General features: G+C 38.0%; 19 protein-coding genes and 1 pseudogene. 5 read left to right on the top strand and 15 right to left on the bottom strand.

What is annotated here, in order from left to right; genetic code table 11:
• The first annotated feature begins 152 nt into the window (after positions 1-152).
• Entirely contained in the window at positions 153-482 is a 330-nt protein-coding gene (locus AC1DCY_RS05900) for a YrdB family protein (RefSeq protein WP_477348327.1), read from the top strand.
• Positions 483-510: 28 nt separating this feature from the next.
• Here the strand turns inward: AC1DCY_RS05900 and AC1DCY_RS05895 are convergent, their stop codons facing one another.
• A complete protein-coding gene (locus AC1DCY_RS05895) occupies positions 511-1458 on the bottom strand; it encodes an MBL fold metallo-hydrolase (protein ID WP_477348325.1) in 948 nt (315 codons plus the stop codon).
• Between the two features lie 218 nt (positions 1459-1676).
• Positions 1677-2528 (bottom strand): helix-turn-helix transcriptional regulator, encoded by an 852-nt coding sequence (locus AC1DCY_RS05890; RefSeq protein ID WP_477348323.1) that lies wholly within the window; start codon positions 2526-2528, stop codon positions 1677-1679.
• A 122-nt stretch (positions 2529-2650) separates the two neighbouring features.
• On the opposite strand from AC1DCY_RS05890, the gene fabF reads away from it, so the two are divergent.
• Positions 2651-3886 carry a beta-ketoacyl-ACP synthase II gene (gene fabF, locus AC1DCY_RS05885; protein ID WP_477348321.1) on the top strand — a complete coding sequence of 412 codons (1236 nt, stop codon included), beginning with the start codon at positions 2651-2653 and terminating at the stop codon, positions 3884-3886.
• Between the two features lie 249 nt (positions 3887-4135).
• Here fabF and AC1DCY_RS05880 read toward each other — a convergent pair whose 3' ends face one another.
• From AC1DCY_RS05880 to AC1DCY_RS05850, 7 genes are all read right to left on the bottom strand, one after another.
• Complete coding sequence (locus AC1DCY_RS05880) at positions 4136-4357, bottom strand: hypothetical protein (RefSeq protein WP_477348319.1); 222 nt, start codon at positions 4355-4357, stop codon at positions 4136-4138.
• Positions 4358-4368: 11 nt separating this feature from the next.
• Positions 4369-5436, bottom strand: a complete 1068-nt coding sequence (locus AC1DCY_RS05875) for a LolA family protein (RefSeq protein WP_477348317.1) — start codon at positions 5434-5436, stop codon at positions 4369-4371.
• The gene (locus AC1DCY_RS05870) at positions 5436-6884 is read right to left on the bottom strand and encodes a HAMP domain-containing sensor histidine kinase (RefSeq protein ID WP_477348315.1); all 1449 of its coding nucleotides are present in this window, start codon (positions 6882-6884) and stop codon (positions 5436-5438) included. Before AC1DCY_RS05870 ends, AC1DCY_RS05875 begins: the two co-directional genes overlap by 1 nt.
• Complete coding sequence (locus tag AC1DCY_RS05865; RefSeq protein ID WP_477348313.1) at positions 6881-7579, bottom strand: response regulator transcription factor; 699 nt, start codon at positions 7577-7579, stop codon at positions 6881-6883. The genes AC1DCY_RS05870 and AC1DCY_RS05865 overlap by 4 nt, the downstream gene beginning before the upstream one ends.
• A gap of 923 nt (positions 7580-8502) precedes the next feature.
• A complete protein-coding gene (locus tag AC1DCY_RS05860) occupies positions 8503-9519 on the bottom strand; it encodes an inorganic phosphate transporter (protein WP_477348312.1) in 1017 nt (338 codons plus the stop codon).
• A gap of 15 nt (positions 9520-9534) precedes the next feature.
• Positions 9535-10155 (bottom strand): DUF47 domain-containing protein, encoded by a 621-nt coding sequence (locus AC1DCY_RS05855; protein ID WP_370082328.1) that lies wholly within the window; start codon positions 10153-10155, stop codon positions 9535-9537.
• A gap of 661 nt (positions 10156-10816) precedes the next feature.
• On the bottom strand, positions 10817-11038 hold the full coding sequence (locus AC1DCY_RS05850) for a hypothetical protein (RefSeq protein WP_477348452.1): 222 nt from the start codon (positions 11036-11038) through the stop codon (positions 10817-10819).
• Here AC1DCY_RS05850 and AC1DCY_RS05845 point away from each other — a divergent pair.
• The 3 genes from AC1DCY_RS05845 (at position 10962) to nhaC (ending at position 13123) form a co-directional block, all read left to right on the top strand.
• Entirely contained in the window at positions 10962-11351 is a 390-nt protein-coding gene (locus AC1DCY_RS05845; protein WP_477348309.1) for a sulfite exporter TauE/SafE family protein, read from the top strand. The genes AC1DCY_RS05850 and AC1DCY_RS05845 overlap by 77 nt on opposite strands.
• On the top strand, positions 11246-11617 hold the full coding sequence (locus AC1DCY_RS05840) for a sulfite exporter TauE/SafE family protein (RefSeq protein ID WP_477348450.1): 372 nt from the start codon (positions 11246-11248) through the stop codon (positions 11615-11617). The genes AC1DCY_RS05845 and AC1DCY_RS05840 overlap by 106 nt, the downstream gene beginning before the upstream one ends.
• 123 nt (positions 11618-11740) lie before the next feature.
• Positions 11741-13123 carry a Na+/H+ antiporter NhaC gene (gene nhaC, locus AC1DCY_RS05835; RefSeq protein ID WP_477348307.1) on the top strand — a complete coding sequence of 461 codons (1383 nt, stop codon included), beginning with the start codon at positions 11741-11743 and terminating at the stop codon, positions 13121-13123.
• Positions 13124-13344: 221 nt separating this feature from the next.
• Here nhaC and AC1DCY_RS05830 read toward each other — a convergent pair.
• The 6 genes and pseudogenes from AC1DCY_RS05830 to AC1DCY_RS05805 all read right to left on the bottom strand — a co-directional run.
• Positions 13345-13452, bottom strand: a pseudogene (locus AC1DCY_RS05830) (hypothetical protein); the annotation flags it as partial.
• A 12-nt stretch (positions 13453-13464) separates the two neighbouring features.
• Positions 13465-15504, bottom strand: coding sequence for an alkaline phosphatase PhoX (locus AC1DCY_RS05825; RefSeq protein ID WP_477348305.1), 2040 nt, complete (start codon positions 15502-15504; stop codon positions 13465-13467).
• 418 nt (positions 15505-15922) lie between these two features.
• Positions 15923-16630: a response regulator gene (locus AC1DCY_RS05820; RefSeq protein WP_477348303.1), complete on the bottom strand. Its 708-nt coding sequence runs from the start codon at positions 16628-16630 to the stop codon at positions 15923-15925.
• Positions 16627-18228, bottom strand: a complete 1602-nt coding sequence (gene dcuS, locus AC1DCY_RS05815; RefSeq protein WP_477348301.1) for a DcuS/MalK family sensor histidine kinase — start codon at positions 18226-18228, stop codon at positions 16627-16629. The genes AC1DCY_RS05820 and dcuS overlap by 4 nt, the downstream gene beginning before the upstream one ends.
• 782 nt (positions 18229-19010) lie before the next feature.
• Complete coding sequence (locus AC1DCY_RS05810) at positions 19011-20729, bottom strand: NAD-dependent malic enzyme (RefSeq protein WP_477348299.1); 1719 nt, start codon at positions 20727-20729, stop codon at positions 19011-19013.
• A 188-nt stretch (positions 20730-20917) separates the two neighbouring features.
• On the bottom strand, positions 20918-21886 hold the full coding sequence (locus tag AC1DCY_RS05805; protein WP_477348297.1) for a 2-keto-3-deoxygluconate permease: 969 nt from the start codon (positions 21884-21886) through the stop codon (positions 20918-20920).
• Positions 21887-22117 lie beyond the last annotated feature (231 nt).

The raw sequence follows: 22117 nt of genomic DNA, 5'->3' as shown, positions 1-22117 counted from the left end.
GATCGAAGTTGCGATCCTATCGGGGGTTTTGTTAACTTTATCAGCGATGTTCGATGCTTTATCAGCGATTCTCGTACTTTTATCAGCGATGTTTGACGTTGTATCAGCAATTCTATTAACCCTTTCAAAAACCAATTTTTCGGAGGAATAATATGGTATTGAATTTAGTTCTTCGCTTTCTATTAGAAATTTGCGTGTTAATGGCATATGGATATTGGGGTATACAAACTGGGAAAGGTATGTTCTTCAAGCTTTTACTTGGTATTGGAGCACCAGCTTTGTTCGTAGTTATTTGGAGTATGTTTGGTTCACCTAAAGCAACATTTCCATTGAATGGGACTTTGCATTTTATGCTTGAATTTATGATATTCTCTTTAGCCGTCATAGCTCTGTATGCTACAGGACGAACACAATTAGCTATTGTATTTGCCATACTAATTATTATTAATGAGATTTTATTGTCTGTATTTCATCAACGCTAAAAAATCCACGTTTTTAAAAGTGGATTTTTTAGCGTTGATGAAGGTAATTATAGATCGTTGTAAGGTTACCTTTAATACCTTTTACTCCCTTCCACTCACTATACTTATTAGGTAAATCAAATTCAGAAACAAAATCTTCCAGTGACACCTTTCGTTGAAGAGCCTCTTTTGCTCGTTGAATCATGAAAGATAAATAATCAATTAATGTATCGCATAAAGTCAAATTTGCCACATTACCATGACCAGGTACAATTACATTTATATCGATTTGTTTAACTCGTTTTAATATAGTCAAAAATTCTTCAGGATTATAGATAGGTACATGTAAATCTTCTGTCGCTAAATCACCCATAAAAGCTATTTTTTCTTTAGGTAGGTACATAAATGTATCGCTCGGTGAATGTCCTCCGCCTAAACAGTATAATTCCACAGTTCTATCGGCACCAGTGATGGTCAATTTTTCTTCAAACAACAAGGATGGTAACACAATTTTTAATTGAGATAAATCATCCAACACCTTGGACATTTCTTGATATTGGTTAATTAAACTCGCTTTTATAATGGTGTCTTCTGTTGAATCGATTTGATTTTTTAGCTGAAGAAGGTAATGATTCATGTCCTGCTTTTCCTTCTCATAATCTTCAATCTTATTTTTTTCTTTGCACAATTTCTCCGTTACATATGTAGAAATAATCGTTGTATCTGAAAATGCTTGATTTCCAAAAACGTGATCCCCGTGATAGTGACTGTTCATCAAATACTTTACTTTCTTACCCGTTAAACTTTCAGCTTGGCGTCTTAACTCTTCCCCCGCTGAAGGAGTACTTAGCGAATCAAAAACTAGAAGTTCGTCACCTAAATCAATTATTCCTGCATTACTCCAARCACCTTGACCTGGTTTAGCAATAGCAGCAAATACACCGTCACATAAAGTATGCAATGTAAAATATTTTGTTTCTACAATCTCCCGCTCCATTCCAGCTCCCACTAGAAGTTTTTACATATTATAGCATTCATACTGGAAGATAAATCAATGTTTCGTGAAAATAAAGTTGTTTAATTTATTATCAAGACCTAAATCGTAAAAAGCCATAAAAAATAAAGGGTAATATATATTAGTTATCAATAATATGTATCACCCTTTTACTTCTTGTCAGCAATCGCTCCTTATAATGGAATAACGAAAATACTTTATTAATTTTTAACCGAAACCTTTTTCATTAATCGCTTTAATTTATTTTCTGTATCCGTTTCCTCTACTGGTGTATAGACACTACAGCGTAAATCCATCTCACCTTGAACTTGAAGAGAAGTTAAATTAAACAACATTTTGCCTGCTTTAGCATGTCTGAATTCAATTATCATTTCTGGAGCTTTACTCACTTGACTTTCTTGCCACAAATCCTGAAATTCTGAATGTGAATGACTCATTTCATTAATAAATTGGTTGTACCATTCATCGCCTAAATAGTGTCCATAATAGGTACGGAAAATGGCAAGAAAACCTTTCGCAAAATGCTCCCAATTGACGGCCAATGCTTTGAATTCTTTTCTAGTGAACACTAAACGAATCAAATTTCTTTGATCATTCGGTATTTGTTCAAAATCTAAAAAAACATGAGCCGCTGCCGGATTCCAGCCTACTATATGGCAATGTCGATCTGTAATGATAGTTGGACAATATGTTAATTCAGTTAGTATTCGCTTTAAAGAAGGGCTAAGCTCTGATTGATTCTTTTTTTGATTTGTAATTTCTGATTTTGTCCCTAATGCCAGGTCATATAAGTAGTCTCTTTCATCATTATTTAATTGTAGAGCTGTAGAAATACAATCAAGTACGATTGAAGAAACTTTAATATCTCTTCCTTGCTCTAGCCATGTATACCAAGTAGTACTTACACCTGCTAATTGTGCAACCTCTTCTCTCCGTAATCCTGGGGTCCTTCTGCGAGTTCCGGCAGGTAAACCAACAGTCTCTGGCTTGATTTGAGCACGTTTAGCTTTTAAGAATGTCGACAAAGCTTCAAGCCTAGTTTTATCATTCATTTTTAAAACTCCTCATCTTATCTATTTATTCTATTAGTAATTATACCAGGATAAACAATCACTTGTAATAGGATAATAGAGATGTAAAATACAAGTAAATCGTTTATTTGGAGGTATGAAAAGTGGAAAGAGTTGTGATTACAGGTATGGGGATAGTGTCTCCTTTAGGAAACAACATCCAAACATTTTGGAACAATTTGATTAATGGGGAATCTGGTATATCCACTATTGATACATTTGATGTTACTAATCATAAGACAAAAATTGCAGGTATCGTCCAAGGATTTGATGCAGTTGAAGTTTTAGGAATGAACGAAGCTAAACGTTTAGATCGTTTTTCTCAATTTGCTTTGGCTGCAGCTGAACAAGCTTGGATAGATTCTAAGTTAGACCTCGATCGTATAGATGGAGAAAGATTAGGCGTATATGTAGGCTCAGGTATTGGGGGAATTGAAACCTTGATTGAAAATATTGATGTGCTTAGACAGAAAGGGCCTAGAAGAGTTAGCCCGAGCCTAGTACCTGCCATGATTTCTAATGCTGCTGCTGCACAAATTAGTATCAAGTGGAACGCAATGGGACCTTCTATGTCGCCCGTTTCCGCTTGTGCAATTGGAAATACAGCTATTGGTGAAGCCTTTAGACTAATTCGTTCTGGAGAAGTTGACGTTGTGTTCGCAGGTGGAACTGAGGCAGCTATAACAGACTTATCAATAGCAAGCTTTAGTAATGCTACAGCAATATCAAGAAGAAACGATGACCCCACTAAAGCTAGTCGTCCTTTTGATGAAAAACGAGATGGATTTGTCATGTCAGAAGGAGCTGGAATTCTAATCTTAGAATCTTTATCTCATGCTTTACATAGAGAGGCAAAGATTTATGCAGAAGTCATTGGATACGGAGCAAGTTCAGACGCACACCATATCGTAGCTACTCATCCGGAAGGTAAAGGGGCCTATCTTGCAATGAAATCAGCATTAAAAAATGCAAATTTATCGCCTGAAGAAATTGATGTTATTAGTGCCCATGCAACAAGTACAAAAGTGGGAGACATCTCCGAAACGATGGCTATTAAACAGTTGTTTGGTAAACATGCTTATCAGATTCCAGTAACAGCTAATAAATCTATGCTCGGTCATATGTTAGGGGCAGCAGGTGGGGTTGAAGCAATTGCTTTAGCAATGAGTTTAAAGGAAGGTATAATTCCTCCAACAATTAACTTAGAAAATCATGATCCATTATGTGATCTCGATTATGTACCATCTATTGCTCGCCAAGTGAATATAAATACGGGTTTGTCTAACTCATTCGGTTTCGGTGGTCATAATGCGGCTATTGTTTTAAAGAAATACGAGTGAATAAACTTTCTCACGTAAATCTAACCGTTTCTTAAGGAAATGGTTAGATTTATTCCGTTAAATGGCCCGTTTGTTGAACAAGTAGAAAACGGAGTACCCTTAGATTTTCGTATGAGCTTTTGAATCGCATCCGTCCACATTTGCGGACTAATGCTTATTTTAGACTTCAATATTAAATTATTTTATTGTCATTACACAATCAAGACAAAAAAGAAAATCCACTCTTTTTTCAAAGTGGATTTCCTCATATTAAATAAGTCGCTTAATCTTCGTTTCATATAACGCAACAATTAGCAAGCCACCAAGTATAGGGGTTAAAGAACTAAGACTAAAATAAAAACCCCCATCATTGTATTGTCCTAAGAAATGAAATTGCAGCCATGGAACGCCATATGTTTCGCCTACACCGTATAAAAAAACTGTGCTAAATAAAAACAATGCGAGACATTTTATAAATTCATTTCTTTTCATTACAATTCACCTCATTTAACGATGGTCATTTGTTTTGCATTGGCTACAAGATCTTCAATTGTTTGCTTAGAGTCTACAATAAACATGCTATATTGATAGCCGTTTTCCTGCCAGCTAATACAATGGAATTTATTTTCGTCCATTACAGTGCCTTTTTGACCTCGGATGTCCATTTCCTTTTCACCTTTAATAGGCTCTACCTTCTTAGCATTACTATTTGCTTTAAAAACTGTTACTGAAATATCTGGCTGACCATTCTTCGCATAAGTAAAAGTATACTCTGAACGATCTTCCATCCCTTTATCTAATGAAATTTCTTCCAAAGTTAGTCCATTTCCTTCTGGCACCATTAAAAATTCGCCAAGTTGTTCTTTCACTGTATCCAGTGTCACTGACTCAGATTCAGGTACATTTATTTCTTCTACTTTTGCATCCTTTGGAATATCAAGTGTAAATTGTGCATCATCAATTTTTGCATTTTCATCCATTTTTGTATACTCTGTTGTCATTTTATTTCCAGCACTATTTGTTATTGTTTTTAACGTTACCCAGGTTTTTTTATCGACCCATACTTCAATATCACCTATTAAAGTATCATCTTTTTTAGCTTTCGCTACAACTTTATACGTATCTCTTCCAGCAATCTTCTCCTCTCCTGCCATTTTCACATCATGTGTATCCTTTACTGAGTTAAATAGTAATTCTAATTGGTCTCTTTGTGATGGGATTTCGTCTAACTCACCTTTGCTAATATCTATTTTATGAACAGTGTTTTTAACAACATCATACATAATTACTTGTGAGCCATCGTTGACTGCGATGCTATGCTCACCATTTTCAGCTATTGACTCAACACGTCGTTTACCATCTTTAGTCCAATATTTGACTTGAACTTTTCCACCAGCCTCGCCCAAATCCATTGTGTATTCACCGTAATAAGCAGGTGGTTCTTTCGTTTCCTGTAATGCATGATCAATAATTTCCTGTGGTGAATATGACCCCTCTGTATTACAACCTACTAAGCTAAATGTTAGTGCGGCAACTAAACCTGCTGCACGTAATGATTTTTTCCAATTCATTATGAATTCTCTCCTTTAAATGGTGGCAACCAGCAAAGTACAGCTGTTCCATAGCCTTCTTTCGATACAAGCTCTACTGTCCCACCGTGTTTTTCTATTATTTGTTTTGCTATATTTAATCCTAGTCCAGTGCCTCGCTCCCCAGCCTTTGTTCGTGCTGTATCTGCTTGGTACATGGGCTCGAATAACTTCTCAATATCCTCTTTTTTGACACCTTGCCCGCTATTTTGCACAATGATATACATACCGTTCTGCTTATTCAGTGCTGGCGATACAAAATCAAAGCCCCCTATAGGACACTGTCCAGCATTCACGGCTGCTAAACCTATCGTTGTACCTACTGCTCCATAGCGCCAAGCATTACTCATTAAATTGTCGATCACCCGTTGAAGCTGCTTCGGATGCACTGCATACATACCCGCTATGTCACAAGTAACTTCAAGCATAAATCCTTGATCTTTGCATAGCTGCTCATAATCAGACAGTGCCATTTCAAAAAATTCGGCCCCATCAACTGCAGCAAGTTCTAAATGATAGCTTGTCGATTGCAGTAAAGTGTACATTAGTAAATCCTCTAACATATGCTTCATCGTTTCAGACTTTGTTAAAATAATTTTTCGGTACTCGTCTTGCTGTTCTTCTGATAACGCCTTGCTTTGTAAAGATTCAGCATATGCTTGAATAGCTGTAAGAGGTGTTTTTAAATCATGGGAAATACTTGCAATCATTAACTCCTTTTGCTGTTGTTCAGCTTTTAAGTGAGTACGAGCAGTTTCAATTTCGTCCTGCATGGCAAGAAAGGTTTGAGCAAGTTCCCCAATTTCATCTTTTCTTGACACTAAATTTGATTCCACATGCTCCCCCTTTGCAAAAGCACGCATTTGCCGCATCAGTTCATATAAAGGTCGATTTAATTTTCGGTTAAGCAGCATTATAACTGCAAAATAAATAAGGAGAAACAATACTATAGAACTAGCTATTACAAGCCAAGAACGACTTTCAACACCTTTTACCCAATCCGTCCTAACTAATTGAATCTCATAAACCCCAAGTAATTCCCCATCTTGATAAACAGGTTCTTTATAAGTAAAGGCATTGTAATTTTGTTTTAGCTCATATAAACCTTTAAAAATTCTATCTTTAGAATCAAACACCTGTTTCAATGGATTTGAGGAATACAAAATCAAGCCTGATTTCGAGTAAAGAGTAATTGCAAGATGCTCATTCGTTAGTGCTTCAATATCCTTTACATCCGCATTTTTTGTATAATACAGGGGATTTTCGAGAACAGACTTTACCTGATTAAGCTCTGTTAATTTTTCGAAATACTCACCAACGTTTTTATCTTGATAATAGGCATTAATCCACACATAAAGGCTATAAGCACCTGTTATCGGTAAAACCATCACGATGAAGAAAGTGATGAGTAACCATGTTTTAATCTTCATAATAGTTCACCGATAAAGCGGTAACCCTTGCCCCATACTGTTTGTATATAATACGGTGATTTGACTGGGTCTTTTAGCTTTTCTCGTAGCGCCTTTATATGTACTGTGACTGTATGTGTTTCATCTACGCTCGCCTGTTGCCAAATATGCTGATAGAGCTCTTCTTTTGAAAAGGTTTGGCTTGGATTTTTCGCAAGTAGTTTTAACAGAGCAAATTCCTTCTGTGTTAAGGCAATCTCTTGATCATCAAGGTGCGCTGTTTCCTTTTGCCAATCAATTTTTAAGCCGTGTGCAAAGGATGTAACATCTTCTGCTATCTCTTTTTTCGTATAACGTTTCCAGCGACGTAAGTGTGAGGCTACACGTGCCTTTAACTCCTCTAAGCTAAACGGTTTTGCTATATAATCGTCAGCGCCCTGCAAGCCCTCAACCTTATCTGCCTCTTCCTTACGCGCACTCATCATTAAAATAGGTACATCACTTTCCCAACGGATATTTTGGCAAACCGTAAGACCATCCATCTCAGGTAACATCCAATCGACTAACACTAAATCGAACGTATCTGCTTGAAAATCAGCTAGCCCTTCAAGTCCTGTTGTTGCCCAAGTAATTTGGTAACCTTCTTGCTCAAGCGTATCCTTCACAATACGTCCAATCGCCGTATCATCTTCAATCAGTAATAGCTTTTCTTTCATCTGTTTTCCTCCTGTACTAACCTTACTATGTAAAAAGACATTTTTTCTGAACTTTACACTTTCTTTATAATTACCATAGATTTGGTTATCCGTCACTTCTCGTTTTATGTTAGTCGGACAGGATGAGGTATCCTTCTCCTTCTGTTGTATCCGTCGGTTTGGGCTGACTATCCGTCGGTCGGCTCGGGCTTTCCGTCGCCATCTTTCACATCCGTCGGTCTGCTCTGACTTTCCGTCGCTTCGCCTTTTCTTTCCGTCGTTCTACTCGAGCTTTCCGTCGCCTTCTTTTCCATCCGTCGTTCTGCCCGGCCTTACCGTCGCTTCGCCTTTTCTTTCCGTCGGTCGGCTCGGGCTTTCCGTCGCCACCTTTCCCATCCGTCGTTCTACTCGGACTTTCCGTCGCTTCGCCCCTTCTTTCCGTCGGTCGGCTCGAGCTTTCCGTCGCCTTCTTTTCCATCCGTCGTTCTGCTCGGACTTTCCGTCGCTTCGCCCTTTCTTTCCGTCGGTCGGCTCAGGCTTTCCGTCGCCATCTTTCCCATCCGTCGTTCTGCTCTGACTATCCGTCGCTTCGCCCTTTCTTTCCGTCATTCTGCCCGGCCTTTCCGTCGCTTCGCCTTTTCTTTCCGTCGTTCTGCTCGAGCTTTCCGTCGCCATCATTCCCATCCGTCGTTCTACTCGGACTATCCGTCGCTTCGCCCTTTCTTTCCGTCGGTCGGCTCGGGCTTTCCGTCGCTTCGCCTTTTCTTTCCGTCGGTCGGCTCGGGCTTTCCGTCGCCATCTTTCCCATCCGTCATTCTGCTCTGACTTTCCGTCGCTTCGCCTTTTCTATCCGTCGTTCTACCCGGCCATTCCGTCGCCTTCTACCCGATTAATCAAATAAAAAAAGGAATGCACGCAAGTTGTGCATTCCTTCCATCATTCTGTTAGAAAAATAAACTTAAAATAAAGTAAATAGCTGCAGCCATGACTGCGGAAATTGGCATGGTGATTACCCATGTTGTTACAATTTTACGTGCCATGCCCCATTTAACACCTTTTACACGGTGTGCTGTTCCTACACCCATGATGGATGAAGAAATAACATGTGTTGTAGAAACTGGTAAGTGAATTAATGTTGCCCCGAAGATAATGGATGCAGAAGCAAGATCTGCTGCTACCCCGTTTACTGGACGGATTTTCATAATCTTGCCACCGACTGTTTTGATGATTTTATATCCACCTACAGATGTACCAAGACCCATCGCACATGCTGCTGCAAAACGCACCCAGAAAGGAATGTCATCTGTGTGATGCAAGCCTCCTGCAATTAATGCGAGCGTAATAATCCCCATCGCTTTTTGCGCATCGTTTGTACCGTGTGTAAATGATTGTAAAGCGGCTGTACCAATTTGCATTTTTCGGAAGCCTTTATTCGTTCGATATAAATTTGTATCCTTAAATAAAACTTTCATTAAAGTCATCATTAAGAAACCGGCTGCAAACGCAAGTAATGGCGAGAAAATAAGTGCCTGAAGAATTTTTATAAAGCCGCTATAGTTCAATATATGAAAGCCAGCAGCCGCAATGGCAGCACCCGCCACTGAACCGATTAATGTATGCGATGAACTAGACGGAATTCCAAAGTACCATGTTACTAAATTCCAAGTAATCGCTGATAATAATGCCGCTAAAATAACGACAGAACCTGTAATATCTCCATCAAAAGCATTTAAGCTGAATGGGTCTACAATATCCTTTGTTAATGCTTTTGCGACCCCAGTGAATGTAATAGCTCCAACGAAGTTCATAAGGGCAGCCATATATACTGCCGTACGTGGCTTCAATGCTCTGGTTGATACAGAAGTTGCTATTGCGTTAGCTGTATCATGGAAGCCGTTAATAAAATCAAACACAAGTGCGAACATAACGACTAATATTGTTATCAGTAATATCGTATTCATTTCTTACACTCCATCTTACGCGTTACGCATAATTATTGTTTCAATTGTGTTTGCTACAGTTTGGCAGTAGTCTGCAATATCTTCAAATTGTTCGTATATACTTTTGAACACGATGATGCGCATCGGATCTTTTTCTTGAATAAATAATTGCTTCATAGACGAGCGGAAAATTTCATCACATTCACGCTCATAGTCCTTAATTTGAATAGCATGTTTACGCATTTCAACAAGCTTTTTACTATTTAATAGCTCCATTGCTTGGACCATTTCGTCTGTACTTTTCGCAATATATGTTAAGAATTGGCGCATCGGGTCTGTAACTTCTGTTAAATTGTACATGTCAAAATGAGCAATACAGCCTTCCATTCCATCAATAACATCATCTAATTTATTGGCAAGTGATAAAATATCTTCACGCTCGATAGGTGTCATAAATGATTTATTGAGCATGACGATAAGCTCGTGAATTAATTTATCTCCACTTGTTTCATATCGCTTCATTGTGTCTGCGATTTCTTTTAGTGAATCTATATTTTCAATACGTGCGTTATGAGCGTAATAAATACCTTCTTTAACGTTTTTAGAAATATTTAACAATGCCTTAAAAAATGGATCTTGCTTGTTTGAGTTGAACATCTTGTTCCTCCTGTTGAATGAATATTGTCGATTTCTGCAATCATCATAACAAAACTTTCACATAATTCTACAGATTTTTAAACATAAACGAGTTGAATTTACAAAAATGTAATATAAAATTTGCCACAATTATTTTTAGGTACTTTTCCAAGTTGAAAACGTTGGAAACTCGATAACAAAAATTATCGATTTTTCTTTAAATATTACCGTTTTTTCTTTCATTTTTATAAAAATACTTGAAAAAACATTTTTTTCTTTTATTTTTTCACCGTTTTCAATGTTAAGGAATTGTAAATGATATTTACATTCCTCCATTGTCATTTATTACTATTCGCCGTACTTTTATAAGAAAAGTGTATCTTACAAATAAGGATGTGAGTATCGTACATATGGACATCGATTTACTATCACTTGTAAACCTTCTAGTACTTGGCTTTATCGCATCTTATATCAATTATGCCTCGGCATAATTGCGTCTGGAATCGGCTTTGTGCTTGGGCTTGCACGAGGGCCGACACGATGTCGGTCATTTCGGTAATGCCACAGGACGTGGCGTTTTTACCGATGCAGGTCAGTTAGCCGTTATCGCATGGATGCGATGATTTTTAGGCTAACATCCTTTATGAACTCCTTTCCGATTCCGTGACATCCGCCGGAGGCATTAACTTCTTTCAGCAGCTGTTTGGACACCCACTGGAAAGTGACTTAAAACCTGTAACTGACACTTTGCTTTCGCTACAAAAGACATTTGCTGAAAGAAGTTAAACGCGATTGGTGGCGGAGGATTAATTTCATTACCTGCGCTTATGGCTGTTGGTTTATCCCCAAGTACAGCAATTGCTACAAACAAACTTGCCAATACAATTAGCAATGGGACTAGCATGTTAACTTTTTTACGAGCTGGCAGGGTTGATGTTAAGAAAAATAAGAAAATAATGCCTTTTATTTTTATTGGTTCATTTATTGGTACATATACTGTGCATCTCGTATCGCCAGCTATTTTAAAGCCTCTAATGCTTGTTATGCTCGTACTAGTAACAGCTTATACGGTTTTCAAAAAAGATTGGGGTCAGCAGTCTGAAGAACGGACATTAAGTACTGTGAAGAAAATAGCCTTTGGGTTTTTGCTGCTAATGGCTTTTACGATGGTTTCTTCGGACCTGACACTGGTTCTTTTTTTATTTTCCTTTTATTAATGATAGGAAATGATTTCTTGCAGGCCTCGGGTAATGCAAAAGCCTTTAATTTCACGTCGAACTTAGCCGCGCTTGCTATGTTTTTACTATTAGGAAAAGTTAATTTTTTATACGGTCTACCGATGGGCTTCGTCATGATTTTCGGTGCGATAAAGGATTCAAAATTTGCGCTGAAACGTTGGACAAAAATGATGCGTATTATTTTTATCATTATGACTTGTACATTAATTGTCAAAAATGCATGGGATTATTTCAGCATCCATTAAGTGGAATATTACCATTTTCATCAACAAAAATTTATTAGCCAATTGACAAAATTTATTAGCGTGCTATAATACTTTTAGGCTTCACCGCGTTGAAGCGAAGAAGTAAGTATTAGGAGGATTAGCATGTTTCGGATAGAAGCAAAGAGTAACCCTCGATTTATTGAGGCAAGCTTTATAATTATATTAATAATTGCCACGATGGCATTCAGTATTGGGTATTTAAAAGCGACACCCCATATACCTATTTTACTTATCATTTCACTTTTAATTACCTATGGATTACTAAAAAAAGTTCCTTTTCGTGAGCTTGAAGCTGGGATGGTTGCAGGTGCAAGTGCTGGACTTGGAGCAGTTTTTATTTTCTTCTTTATTGGTATTTTAATTTCGAGTTGGATTATGGGCGGCACGATTCCAACACTTATCTACTACGGTTTTTTAACGGTTTCACCAAGCTTTTTCTTTGCAATCGTATTTTTGATTTGTAGTATCGTTGGTGTTTCTGTTGGTAGTTCTTTAACTACTGTAGCAACTGTGGGCGTTGCCTTTATGGGAATTGCTGGTGCAATGGACATCTCTTTAGCGATAACGGCTGGTGCGATTGTTTCAGGAGCTTTCTTTGGGGATAAAATGTCTCCGCTATCGGATACAACAAATCTTGCATCTGGTACGGTTGGCGTTGATCTTTTCGAGCATATTAAAAATATGAGCTGGACAACGATTCCAGCATTCGCAATCTCATTCGTTCTTTATGCAATATTATCGCCAACAGATGCAAATACTTCTTTTGAAACAGTTGAGCAATTTAAAGAAGGTTTACTGTCAACTGGACTTATTCATTGGTATACATTATTACCAATTGTTGTCCTTGTTATTATGACTTTTTATAAAGCGCCTGCACTCATCACACTCGCAGTCGTCTCTATTATTGGTGTTGGGCTTGCCTATATACAAGAACCGATTGCATTATCAAATGTCTTTAAAATCCTTTTTGAAGGCTATGTATCTAGTACGGGTAATGAAGGTGTGGATGCATTATTGAGTCGTGGTGGTATGAACAGTATGCTATTTACAATTGCCTTAGTCTTATTAGCATTAACAATGGGCGGTCTATTGTTTACGCTTGGCATTATTCAAAGTATTTTAGCGAAGGTAGAGAGCCTCTTTAAAAGTGCCGGCTCTGTTATTACAGGAGCTGCCATTACGGGGATTGGTGTTAACACATTAATTGGTGAGCAATATTTATCCATCCTACTTACTGGTGAGGCATTTAAAGCACAATTTGAGAAGGTAGGGCTTGCCCCTAAAAATTTATCCCGTGTCATGGAGGACGCAGGTACTGTAGTCAATCCTCTTGTTCCGTGGAGTGTTTGTGGTATTTTCATTGCTAGTGTACTAGATATACCAACAACAACTTACCTACCATTTACCTTCTTCTGTTTACTCGGGCCAATTTTGACGATTATTTTTGGTTGGACCGGTAAAACATTAACGAAACTTGAAAAATAAGATTGGTAGCTGATGAATTCGTCAGCTACCTTTTTTCCATTATAAGAGTCCGATCAAAGCGGTACTTCAAAATGCAATTCTATTCTTTGTTCAAGTTGTTCGATATCTAAAACTACATTATAGAATTCTCTGGAGTTAATCCATTCTTATGGAAAACTATGGGATAGAATGAGGGCTGTCACAAAAGTCACTTTTATGACAGCCCTTTTCATTTTTTACATTTATTTAGAAGCAACTTCTATGACTGTTGACTCAATTTCGTTTCCATCCTTATCTTTAGCTACAACAGTTAGGCTTATGCCTGCTTTTTGGGCTTTAATCTTCACAGTGAATTCCCCTTTTTAATTTGCTTTTGCTTCCCCTAATAATGTTTTCCCGTTATAAACTTGTACAGTAGCATCTTTTTCAGTTGTACCTGTAACTGATTTAGATTTTTCTGTTACTTTATCTACTTTAGGAACATCAGGTGCAGTGAAATTTGGCATGTTTGTAAAAGAAGGCAGACCAGAGATATAACCAATACCGCCTGTTTTATTAATACCAATTTGTTCGTCAACAGCTTTAAGTAATTCATCTTTATTTACAGCTGTAATTGACTTAGCATCCACTTCATCACCAGGATGCTGGAAATTACTGAGAATGTATGAGAATCCATTGCGGTCATCTGCAGCAAATAATCCAGTTGCTTCCGCTCCTGCTGGAACAGATAGAATACGATCTAATTCTTTCGTATCAACGTTATAAGCCCAAACGTAGTTATTAGTGTGAGCTCCACTATCTTCACCAATAAAGAGGGTTCTCATTGCTTCAGAGTAACTTAAGTTATCTGGATTTGCTACTTTATCTACATTCGCAGTGTTACCAAATGAATCAGCTTCTTTTAAATCCTCACCAACAACTAATCCAGACATCAATTGTGCTACATATGAGCTATTAATTGCCTGCCCTCTACTATCCTTTTGACCACCTTGCAAATCTAATTGATAAGTTACACCAGCTTTAATTTTTGGTAATTGAATATGGTCTGCTGGGTCTTTTCCTGTTGAATCTTTTTCCATAGCCTTACTTTGATCGGAAATTGCGATATATACTTTTTTATCCTTTTCGTTTAGTGCAACACCTTCCATTTTGTTAAATTCTGTAGTTGCACCGAGCATAGCCGCATAACGGCGAGTTTCAAGGAAGGCTGCTGCTTTTTCTTTCCCCGGTTTAAGTTTTAGGTACTCTACCTTTCCTTCATTTGAGTATGTTTTAATAGCTGTGAAACCTTCTTTAGGAACATCAGAAGTTTCAAAAATATCATTGAATGTAATGCCGCTATCAATAGTAGCTTTCACTTCTTTATCGGTTGCATGTCCTAAATTAATCCATTGTAAATCTCCTGAACCACCTTTTTCAGTACCAATTTGTTTAAATTTGGCTGCATATAATGTACCTGAAGATAAATCTTTTGCTTTGTCTGCCACATACATAAACATTCCTGTATTAGCGCCATCATCCCCGTAAAAAACAGTTTTGTTATCAGGCATGACTTTCGCTAACTCATGAGAGAAGCGTCCTGTACTATAATGCTTTACAACTGATGTTTTCCCGTTCTTTTCTACTGTAATTTCAGGAGTATACCCATAGAAATAAGGATTAGCCTTTGCTTTATCTCCAAAATAGAATTGAGAGAATGTTTCAACTTGACTTCTTACTTTCGAAGTTGGATCTAAGAAAAGACGTGCATCTGGTTCGTACTCTTCAGAACCTAAATGTGTATTCCAAGGGGATAATGATCCGTTACATGGAATCCAAAGTCCATTTACTGATTTAAAATCAATTTTTTCTACTTTTATAGGTTTCAATTCACCTGTTTTTTTGTCCTGTTCCAACTCAGTTAAAGACATAGATGCAGGAACTAAACCGTATGCAGATTTTCCAGCAGCATCAATGGTTTGATATTCATAATGTGTAACCATATAAAGTTTTCCATTAATAGGAAGCATTAAGCTGTTTGAATCCGGAGCATCGGAAACAAAGTATTTTCCGTCTGTGCTGCTTGGATCCTTAATTGGATTTCCTTTTACATCAATTGGTGTACCTGCAGGGATTTTTTTCCCTTTTACAGTTGCTACCTTATCTTCTGATTTAAATAGGTAGTTGTACGACAAAGGAAATGTTTTTACTTTTCCATTGCTATATTTCACATCAACTGTTGCGGTTGTATACGTTTTTACCATTTCTTCAATAGTAGATGGTGACTTCATTCCATTAAATTTAACAGCTTCAATTGTTATATTTTTCTGAGCATTCACTGCTGTCGGTAACAATGCTGGAACTGTAATAGCTAGTGCAAGTGCTAAAGTAGCACCTTTTTTCACAAGTTTGTTATTAATCATCTAATTAATCCCCCTAGTAGGTTTCTTTTCTACAGTTCTATTAAACTATATGAATGTTAATTTACTGTTGATTTTATTTTTATTTTTTATAAACATTTGTTACTAGAGGTTCTTTTTGTAACATTCCATGAAAAGAATTGCACGATGATGAATTAAATGATAGATTGAAGCTGATTACCAAAAACAGCACCATCCACATGTAATGGAATGGTGCTGTCTCTCTGTTTTTCAAAAAAACTCATTTACTTATGATTCGGTTCTCCGGTACCTGAGGCGGCAACAGGCCGTCGAGTCCAAACTCTCTCCTTTCTTCTTTAGTAAAGCGGTTCCTTAATTCAAAAAAGGATTTGAAAGAACCTCTTTTCCTTTTAATGTTGTAAGAATTACATTTTCAAGAACATTCATTGGAATCCCTTTTTTAAAGAAAGTTTTTTATTAAATACTCTTTAATTTGGTTATATTCATGCTGGTAAACAGGCCTTCCGATGGTCCCATATATAACCTTGACATTAAGGATTCCTATATCCTTTAAGAAATTTAAGTACTTTCTCGCAGAGACCCTTGAAATGCCCACAACATTTGCCACTTCTTCGGTGGAAAACGGCCCTTCTTTCAATTCCTGAACCGCTTCCCAGACTTGCTTTAAGGTATCTTTAGTCAACCCTTTTGGGAGCTCTTCAACTGTTGCAACTTCATCCCTGTGCAAAAAATAATTATCGAGCTCCTGCTGGCTGACCGCTTCCAGTTTTCCAGTAAGCCGGGACTTTTGCTGATAGCTGACAAGAGCAGCGTTGAACCTTTCAAATTTAAAAGGCTTTATTAAATAATCTATAACGCCGTACCTTATTGCCCTCTTGATTCGTTCCAGATCCGATGCAGCGGAAATAATGATTACATCGATTTCAAGTTCATTTTTCCGGAGATACGTCAATAGCTCCAGGCCCTGCTTACCCGGCATAAAAATATCCAGAAGTATAAGCTGTATTTCCTCCTTTCCGAGCAAACAAATAGCCTCATCTACTGAATTGGCTATTGCAGCCAAACGGAACCCACCAATCTTAGAAAGGTATCGTTTATTGATTTCTGCCACCATAGGGTCGTCTTCGACAATCATTACATTGATCATGCCTCTTCATCCTCTGCTTTATAAGGTATATATACCGCAAAATTCGTTCCCTTTCCCGGCTTTGAAGAAATGAGTAGGTCCCCTTCTAGTCTTTCAATAGCCTGAGCTAAAAGATATAGCCCGAGCCCACGGTTATCTCCTTTCGTAGAGAAGCCTTTATCTAATATTTTATTTTGCATGGCTTTCGTCATTCCCATCCCTGTATCCTTAACCTCAATTGTTAAAATATCCTCTGCGTAATCGAGCTTTAAGTCAACTTTTTTGATAGGACTGTCCGCTATCGCTTCCATTGCATTATTGACGAGATTTCCAATAATCGTTATCATGTCATTGGTGATTTCTTGGTTCACAGGCTTGGGAAGCTTATTGGAGCAATCAAATGATAGTGATGCACCTGATTCTCTTGCAAAGCTTTGCTTGCCAATCAAAAATCCGGCTAGAACTGGATCTTGGACATTCTCGGTTACAAAACCCATTTCCGTTTCCCGGTGGTTAACCGTTTCACTCACATAGTTCGCAAGTGTATTATATTGCTCAGTACGGACAAGTCCAAGAATAACATGCAGCTTATTCATGAATTCATGGGCATGGGCACGTAGGGCATCCGCATAATTACGTACACCTGTGAGCTGTTCGGCCAATAACTGAACTTCTGTTTTATCACGGAATGTAGCGATTGCTCCAACCGGCTGATTATCCACTACTACCGGTACCCTGTTTACTAAAATAGTAACCCCATGCAGATCCTGTTCCTGGTCAAACTCAGTTCCTCCAGACTTTAAAATATGGGTTAATCGGGTACTAGGTAAATAATCTTCTATTTTGAGTCCCATTGGATTCCCTTCTAAACCAGCTTTTTTAAAAAGCTTTCTGGCTGCCCTGTTTACAAGTGTAATTTTTCCTTCTTGGTCAATGGCTATAATGCCCTCACGTACAGACTGGAGCATGGAACTCCGCTCTTCAAGCAGCCTGGCAATAGCGAACGGCTCGAGTCCCAAAAGGATTTTTTTGATAACCCTGGACAAGGCCACTGCACCTGTTACTCCGATAAGTATTCCGATTAATGTCCCAATCACCATACCCATCCGACCTTTATGTACAGCCTCCGTTACGTTTTCCAAAGAAATTCCCACAGCAACTGCGCCGACTTGTTTTCCAAGTGAATTCTTTATTGGGGTAAATGCCCGCATGGAGGGGCTGAGAATACCCTTCGAGATGGATACATACTCTTTCCCATGAAGGACTGGTCCTTCATCTCCTCCCTTGAACTTCCTTCCCACTTCACCTGGATCCGGGTGAGAAAGTCGGATTCCTTTCATATCCATGACAACAACGAAGTTAACATGCGTTAAAACTTTTATTTGATTGGCAAAAGCTTGTACTTCTTTCGGATTTGTTTCCTCCTCAAGAGACCTAATCACTTGCGGGCTAATGGAAACCATCTTTGCAATATTGAGTGCCTTTTCTTTCTGTGTCTCTTCAACACTGGAGGTAATTCTCTTACTAATTAGCAAATCGGTTATACCGAGTGACAAAGCGACGACAAGGCATACAAAAATAATAATGATGACTTGTAAACTAAATCTGCCCTTTTTCATAATCTCCTCCAGGTTATCTGCTTAATTATATTATGAATAAGTTTTATCCATTACATTCATAGAGACAGCGAAGCTTTCTGGAAGAGCTTTGCAGTCTCAATCTCAATATTAAATCATCTTATTAGAAAAATTGCACCGTCATGATTGGGGTAAGCAAGGTATGGTATAGAAATAAAGATGGAGTCAACGTAAAACTATTGCTCCATCTTTATTTTTTTTTATTAAATATTTAGGCTCTGTTTTATTATGCAGGACTACCTGTTTTTAGCTTTTCCTTTGACTTCTATCTAGAACATTAAAAACCTCATTGACGTGTTGCCTGTACCATTGCGCCAATATACTAACATATTTTAGCTGACTACATGAGCGATGGCGGAAAAAACAATATTGTCATCTACCCGGTAAGCGATTATCTATTTAGTCCAATTGAATATCAATGTCCAACTTTTTTATTCGGATATGGCGGTATTCCACTCGATCAAACTGAAAAAGGGATTCACCAATTAATGAAATGTTGAGGTGTTCCAAAATCAAAATAGCGATTTTAGATGAATGGTGGGAGTTTGAGGATTTATGCTAGAGACTCCCGCTAGCCATGACATGCTATTATCTTTTTTCGCGTCATTCACGTTCCAAGACTCAACAATAATCCGTATAAATGAAAAACTTCCCCCAAAAAAGATTGACCCCGTTAATCTTGTTCATTTCAAAAATGCCTGTCACTGCCTGGAATACCGAAAGTTCGATAAATTACCAGGAGAACAGGCATTTTATTTAACTATTTAATATGCTTGGGAATTAATCTTTGTCCAAATACCTACACTCTTAATTTCTTTATACTCAGGTTTCCACATAGAATCTTCAATAGCTTTTTCAACATCTTGAATATCTATTTTTGCAATTCCTTCGTGTATTGCAGCATGAGCTACTTCGATGGCTACGTATTTTGAAACTTCACGAAGCTTTTCAATAGATGGCAGCAGGGAGGCTCCAGGTTTACTGGTGTCTGACATTCTTGCAACCGCATAAGTAGCAGCTGCAAACATTCCTTTTGAGACCAGTTCAGCTTTTGCAACAATCGCTCCCAAGCCTAGGCCCGGAAATACAAATGCGTTATTTGACTGTCCAATTTCATAGGAAACACCTTTGTATTCAACATTGGCAAACGGGCTGCCGGTTGCAATCAGAGCCTTGCCATCGGTCCACTTCATCAGGTTTTCCGGCACTGCTTCTGTCAGTGCTGTAGGGTTGGACATAGGCAAGATGATAGGACGCTCAACGTGCTTGGCCATTTCTTCAACAATTTCCTCAGTGAACGCGCCGGCTTGTCCGGAAGTACCAATCAGGATGGTCGGCTTCACCCTTTGAACTACTTCCGTTAATGAAATGATCCCTTCCTCATTCTTATCCCAGTCCTTAACTTCATCCATCTTTCTTGTAAAAGGCTTCTGGAAGTTAAGAACATCTGGTGTTTCATCTGTTAGTAGACCCCGATAGTCTACAGCCCAGAAACGATCACAGGTTTCTTCTCTGGTAGACCCTTCTAGAACCATGGCATCTACCATTTGGTCTGCGATACCAATGCCGGCAGCTCCTGGTCCAAAAATAACAACGCGCTGGTCCTTTAGGGATCCTCCTGTTACTTTCAAAGCAGACATAATAGCAGCCAGAGTAACAGCACCTGTCCCCTGGATGTCATCGTTGAAGGTAAGGATTTTGTCACCGTATTTGTCCAAGATTTTTCGCGCATTGACATTGCCAAGATCCTCCCAGTGAATGAGAACCTCTGGAAAGAACTTTCTTGCAGTCTGAACGAATAAATCAATGAATTGATCATAACGATCACCGCGGACACGTGCAATTTTATTTCCGATATACATAGGATCTGCAATCAAAGCCTGATTGTTCGTGCCAACATCCATCACGATTGGCAGAACACGGCTTGGATCAATGCCAGCTGCAGCCGTGTACACGGCAAGTTTACCAATCGCAATATTAATACCGCCTATCCCTTGGTCTCCAATACCAAGAATGCTTTCAGAGTCTGTAACGACGATTAAGTCAATACCATTTTTTTGTTTCCCTAAATTATAAAATGCCTTTTCAATGCCCTCAGGATCATCAATGGAAAGATATAAGCCACCTGGTCGACTGTAGCTTTGAGAGTATGACTGGATTGCATCACCGACAGTAGGAGTGTAGATGATAGGGAGCATTTCTGCCAGGTGTTCTTTCAAAAGACGGTAAAACAAGACAACATTGCGGTTATATAAATCAAAAAGCAGACCGTTTTTGAACAGATTCGTCGTACGCGTCGAATATTGTTCATAGACCCTATTAACTTGTTCATCAAGGGTGAGTACTTGTGGCGGTAACAGACCTTCAAGTCCAAGGTCTTCTCTTTCTTCTTTCGTAAAAGCTGTTCCTTTATTCAAAAAAGGATTGGAGAGAACTTCTTTTCCTTTTATTGTAGTTATAATAACATTATTAGGTATATTCATGGTGTTTCCTTCCTTCTATCTTAAAATAGCTATTCCGACAATACTGCAACCATGTTAATAAAATTTTCCTTATCCATTATTTTGTTAACATAATGACCCTTTTTTGAACTAAACAAAGCAGACAGTGAAACCGCTGACTGCTTTGTTTCATTTTAATGGCCGGGATAACCGTAAACTTTACTTTATTGTCATGTCGCCCTTGCAATTGATTCTTTAGCTTTTTTCTTTTCGGATCTTTTATATGCATAATTAACAATAATCGGACAGAGTATTGCAGATATTACACATGCTGCTGCAACTTGTGCGGTAGCTCCTGGTGCTATGTGAGCTAAGGTTGGATCTGCTGCTGCAACAACAGCTGGTGTAGCTACAGCATTTCCTGCAGTTGATCCTGTTGCTAGTCCAACTATAGGGTTTTCTTTAAATAACTTCAAAAGTAGGTAAGCTCCTATTCCAGTGAATGCAGCTATTAATCCTAGTAGTATGCCAGGACCTCCCGCTTTAATAATAGTTGAAAGATCCATCCCAGCACCTAATGGGAATGAGAAGAATGGGATTAATAATAATTTACTGCTTCCAAGGAACTCTCTCATATCAGAATCAATATTCCCTAAAATCATTCCTATTACTATTGGAATTAATACTCCTATAAGTGTTTGAAAAGGAATTGTGGCAAGGCCAGATGCACCTAATGCAACTAATGTAAAAAACGGACCATCTTTTAAAGAAAATACAGCATATGCGCCTACATCAGTTTCGTCACCATACGATGAGGCAAGAGATGCATATAATCCACCATTAGCATTTAATAACGCTGCTAGGATGGCTAATGGTGATAATCCTAGTATTCCAGCAGGCCCAAAAACCATTGCTACAGTTATACCTATTCCAGCACCCACTATAAATTTTCCTGTTATTAATATTGCACCTTTTTTTATTGCCTTAGGTGCTAATTTGAAATTAATTTGTGAACCAATTAAAAACATAAAACATGCCAAAATAGTTGATGATGCTTCTTTACTGAATAATGCTGTTGTAAAACTCCCTATTTTTAAAATTTCCGGAAAAAATGTGTTTGTTAATACCCCTAAAAAAAGTGGGACAACCATCATTCCACCTGGAATTTTATCAAGCGTTTTCTTAATTGGAATTTGCATTTTTACCCCTCCTAAAATAGTTTTATAACTTCGATTGAATCGATTATTTTACCAATTTCTCCGTTAATTGCAGAAAGCGGTTCCAATTTTCTCGCATGTTATACTATTTTTTATCTCCCTTTGCTTTGTTACGTGTCTATCATATTCGGATGAAAACCGTTTTCATAGTTTATGAAAGTTAAGAAACCCTTTTTGTAAATAAAAAAAGTAAGCAGCCTTTATCATTAATCA

Source organism: Lysinibacillus sp. 10T31 (assembly GCF_056394365.1).
The sequence above is the reverse complement of the archived record's forward strand: the minus strand, read 5'-3'. Positions and strand labels throughout refer to the sequence as shown.

Bases quoted from the DNA above. Each gene is read 5' to 3' on its own strand.
- AC1DCY_RS05890 (WP_477348323.1), bottom strand. From the start codon at position 2,528: ATGAATGATAAAACTAGGCTTGAAGCTTTGTCGACATTCTTAAAAGCT.
- AC1DCY_RS05900 (WP_477348327.1), top strand. From the start codon at position 153: ATGGTATTGAATTTAGTTCTTCGCTTTCTATTAGAAATTTGCGTGTTA.
- AC1DCY_RS05865 (WP_477348313.1), bottom strand. From the start codon at position 7,579: ATGAAAGAAAAGCTATTACTGATTGAAGATGATACGGCGATTGGACGT.
- AC1DCY_RS05880 (WP_477348319.1), bottom strand. From the start codon at position 4,357: ATGAAAAGAAATGAATTTATAAAATGTCTCGCATTGTTTTTATTTAGC.
- AC1DCY_RS05805 (WP_477348297.1), bottom strand. From the start codon at position 21,886: ATGCAAATTCCAATTAAGAAAACGCTTGATAAAATTCCAGGTGGAATG.
- AC1DCY_RS05860 (WP_477348312.1), bottom strand. From the start codon at position 9,519: ATGAATACGATATTACTGATAACAATATTAGTCGTTATGTTCGCACTT.
- AC1DCY_RS05850 (WP_477348452.1), bottom strand. From the start codon at position 11,038: ATGCTAGTCCCATTGCTAATTGTATTGGCAAGTTTGTTTGTAGCAATT.
- AC1DCY_RS05845 (WP_477348309.1), top strand. From the start codon at position 10,962: ATGGCTGTTGGTTTATCCCCAAGTACAGCAATTGCTACAAACAAACTT.
- AC1DCY_RS05810 (WP_477348299.1), bottom strand. From the start codon at position 20,729: ATGAATATACCTAATAATGTTATTATAACTACAATAAAAGGAAAAGAA.
- AC1DCY_RS05875 (WP_477348317.1), bottom strand. From the start codon at position 5,436: ATGAATTGGAAAAAATCATTACGTGCAGCAGGTTTAGTTGCCGCACTA.
- AC1DCY_RS05820 (WP_477348303.1), bottom strand. From the start codon at position 16,630: ATGATCAATGTAATGATTGTCGAAGACGACCCTATGGTGGCAGAAATC.
- nhaC (WP_477348307.1), top strand. From the start codon at position 11,741: ATGTTTCGGATAGAAGCAAAGAGTAACCCTCGATTTATTGAGGCAAGC.
- AC1DCY_RS05855 (WP_370082328.1), bottom strand. From the start codon at position 10,155: ATGTTCAACTCAAACAAGCAAGATCCATTTTTTAAGGCATTGTTAAAT.
- AC1DCY_RS05870 (WP_477348315.1), bottom strand. From the start codon at position 6,884: ATGAAGATTAAAACATGGTTACTCATCACTTTCTTCATCGTGATGGTT.
- dcuS (WP_477348301.1), bottom strand. From the start codon at position 18,228: ATGAAAAAGGGCAGATTTAGTTTACAAGTCATCATTATTATTTTTGTA.
- AC1DCY_RS05825 (WP_477348305.1), bottom strand. From the start codon at position 15,504: ATGATTAATAACAAACTTGTGAAAAAAGGTGCTACTTTAGCACTTGCA.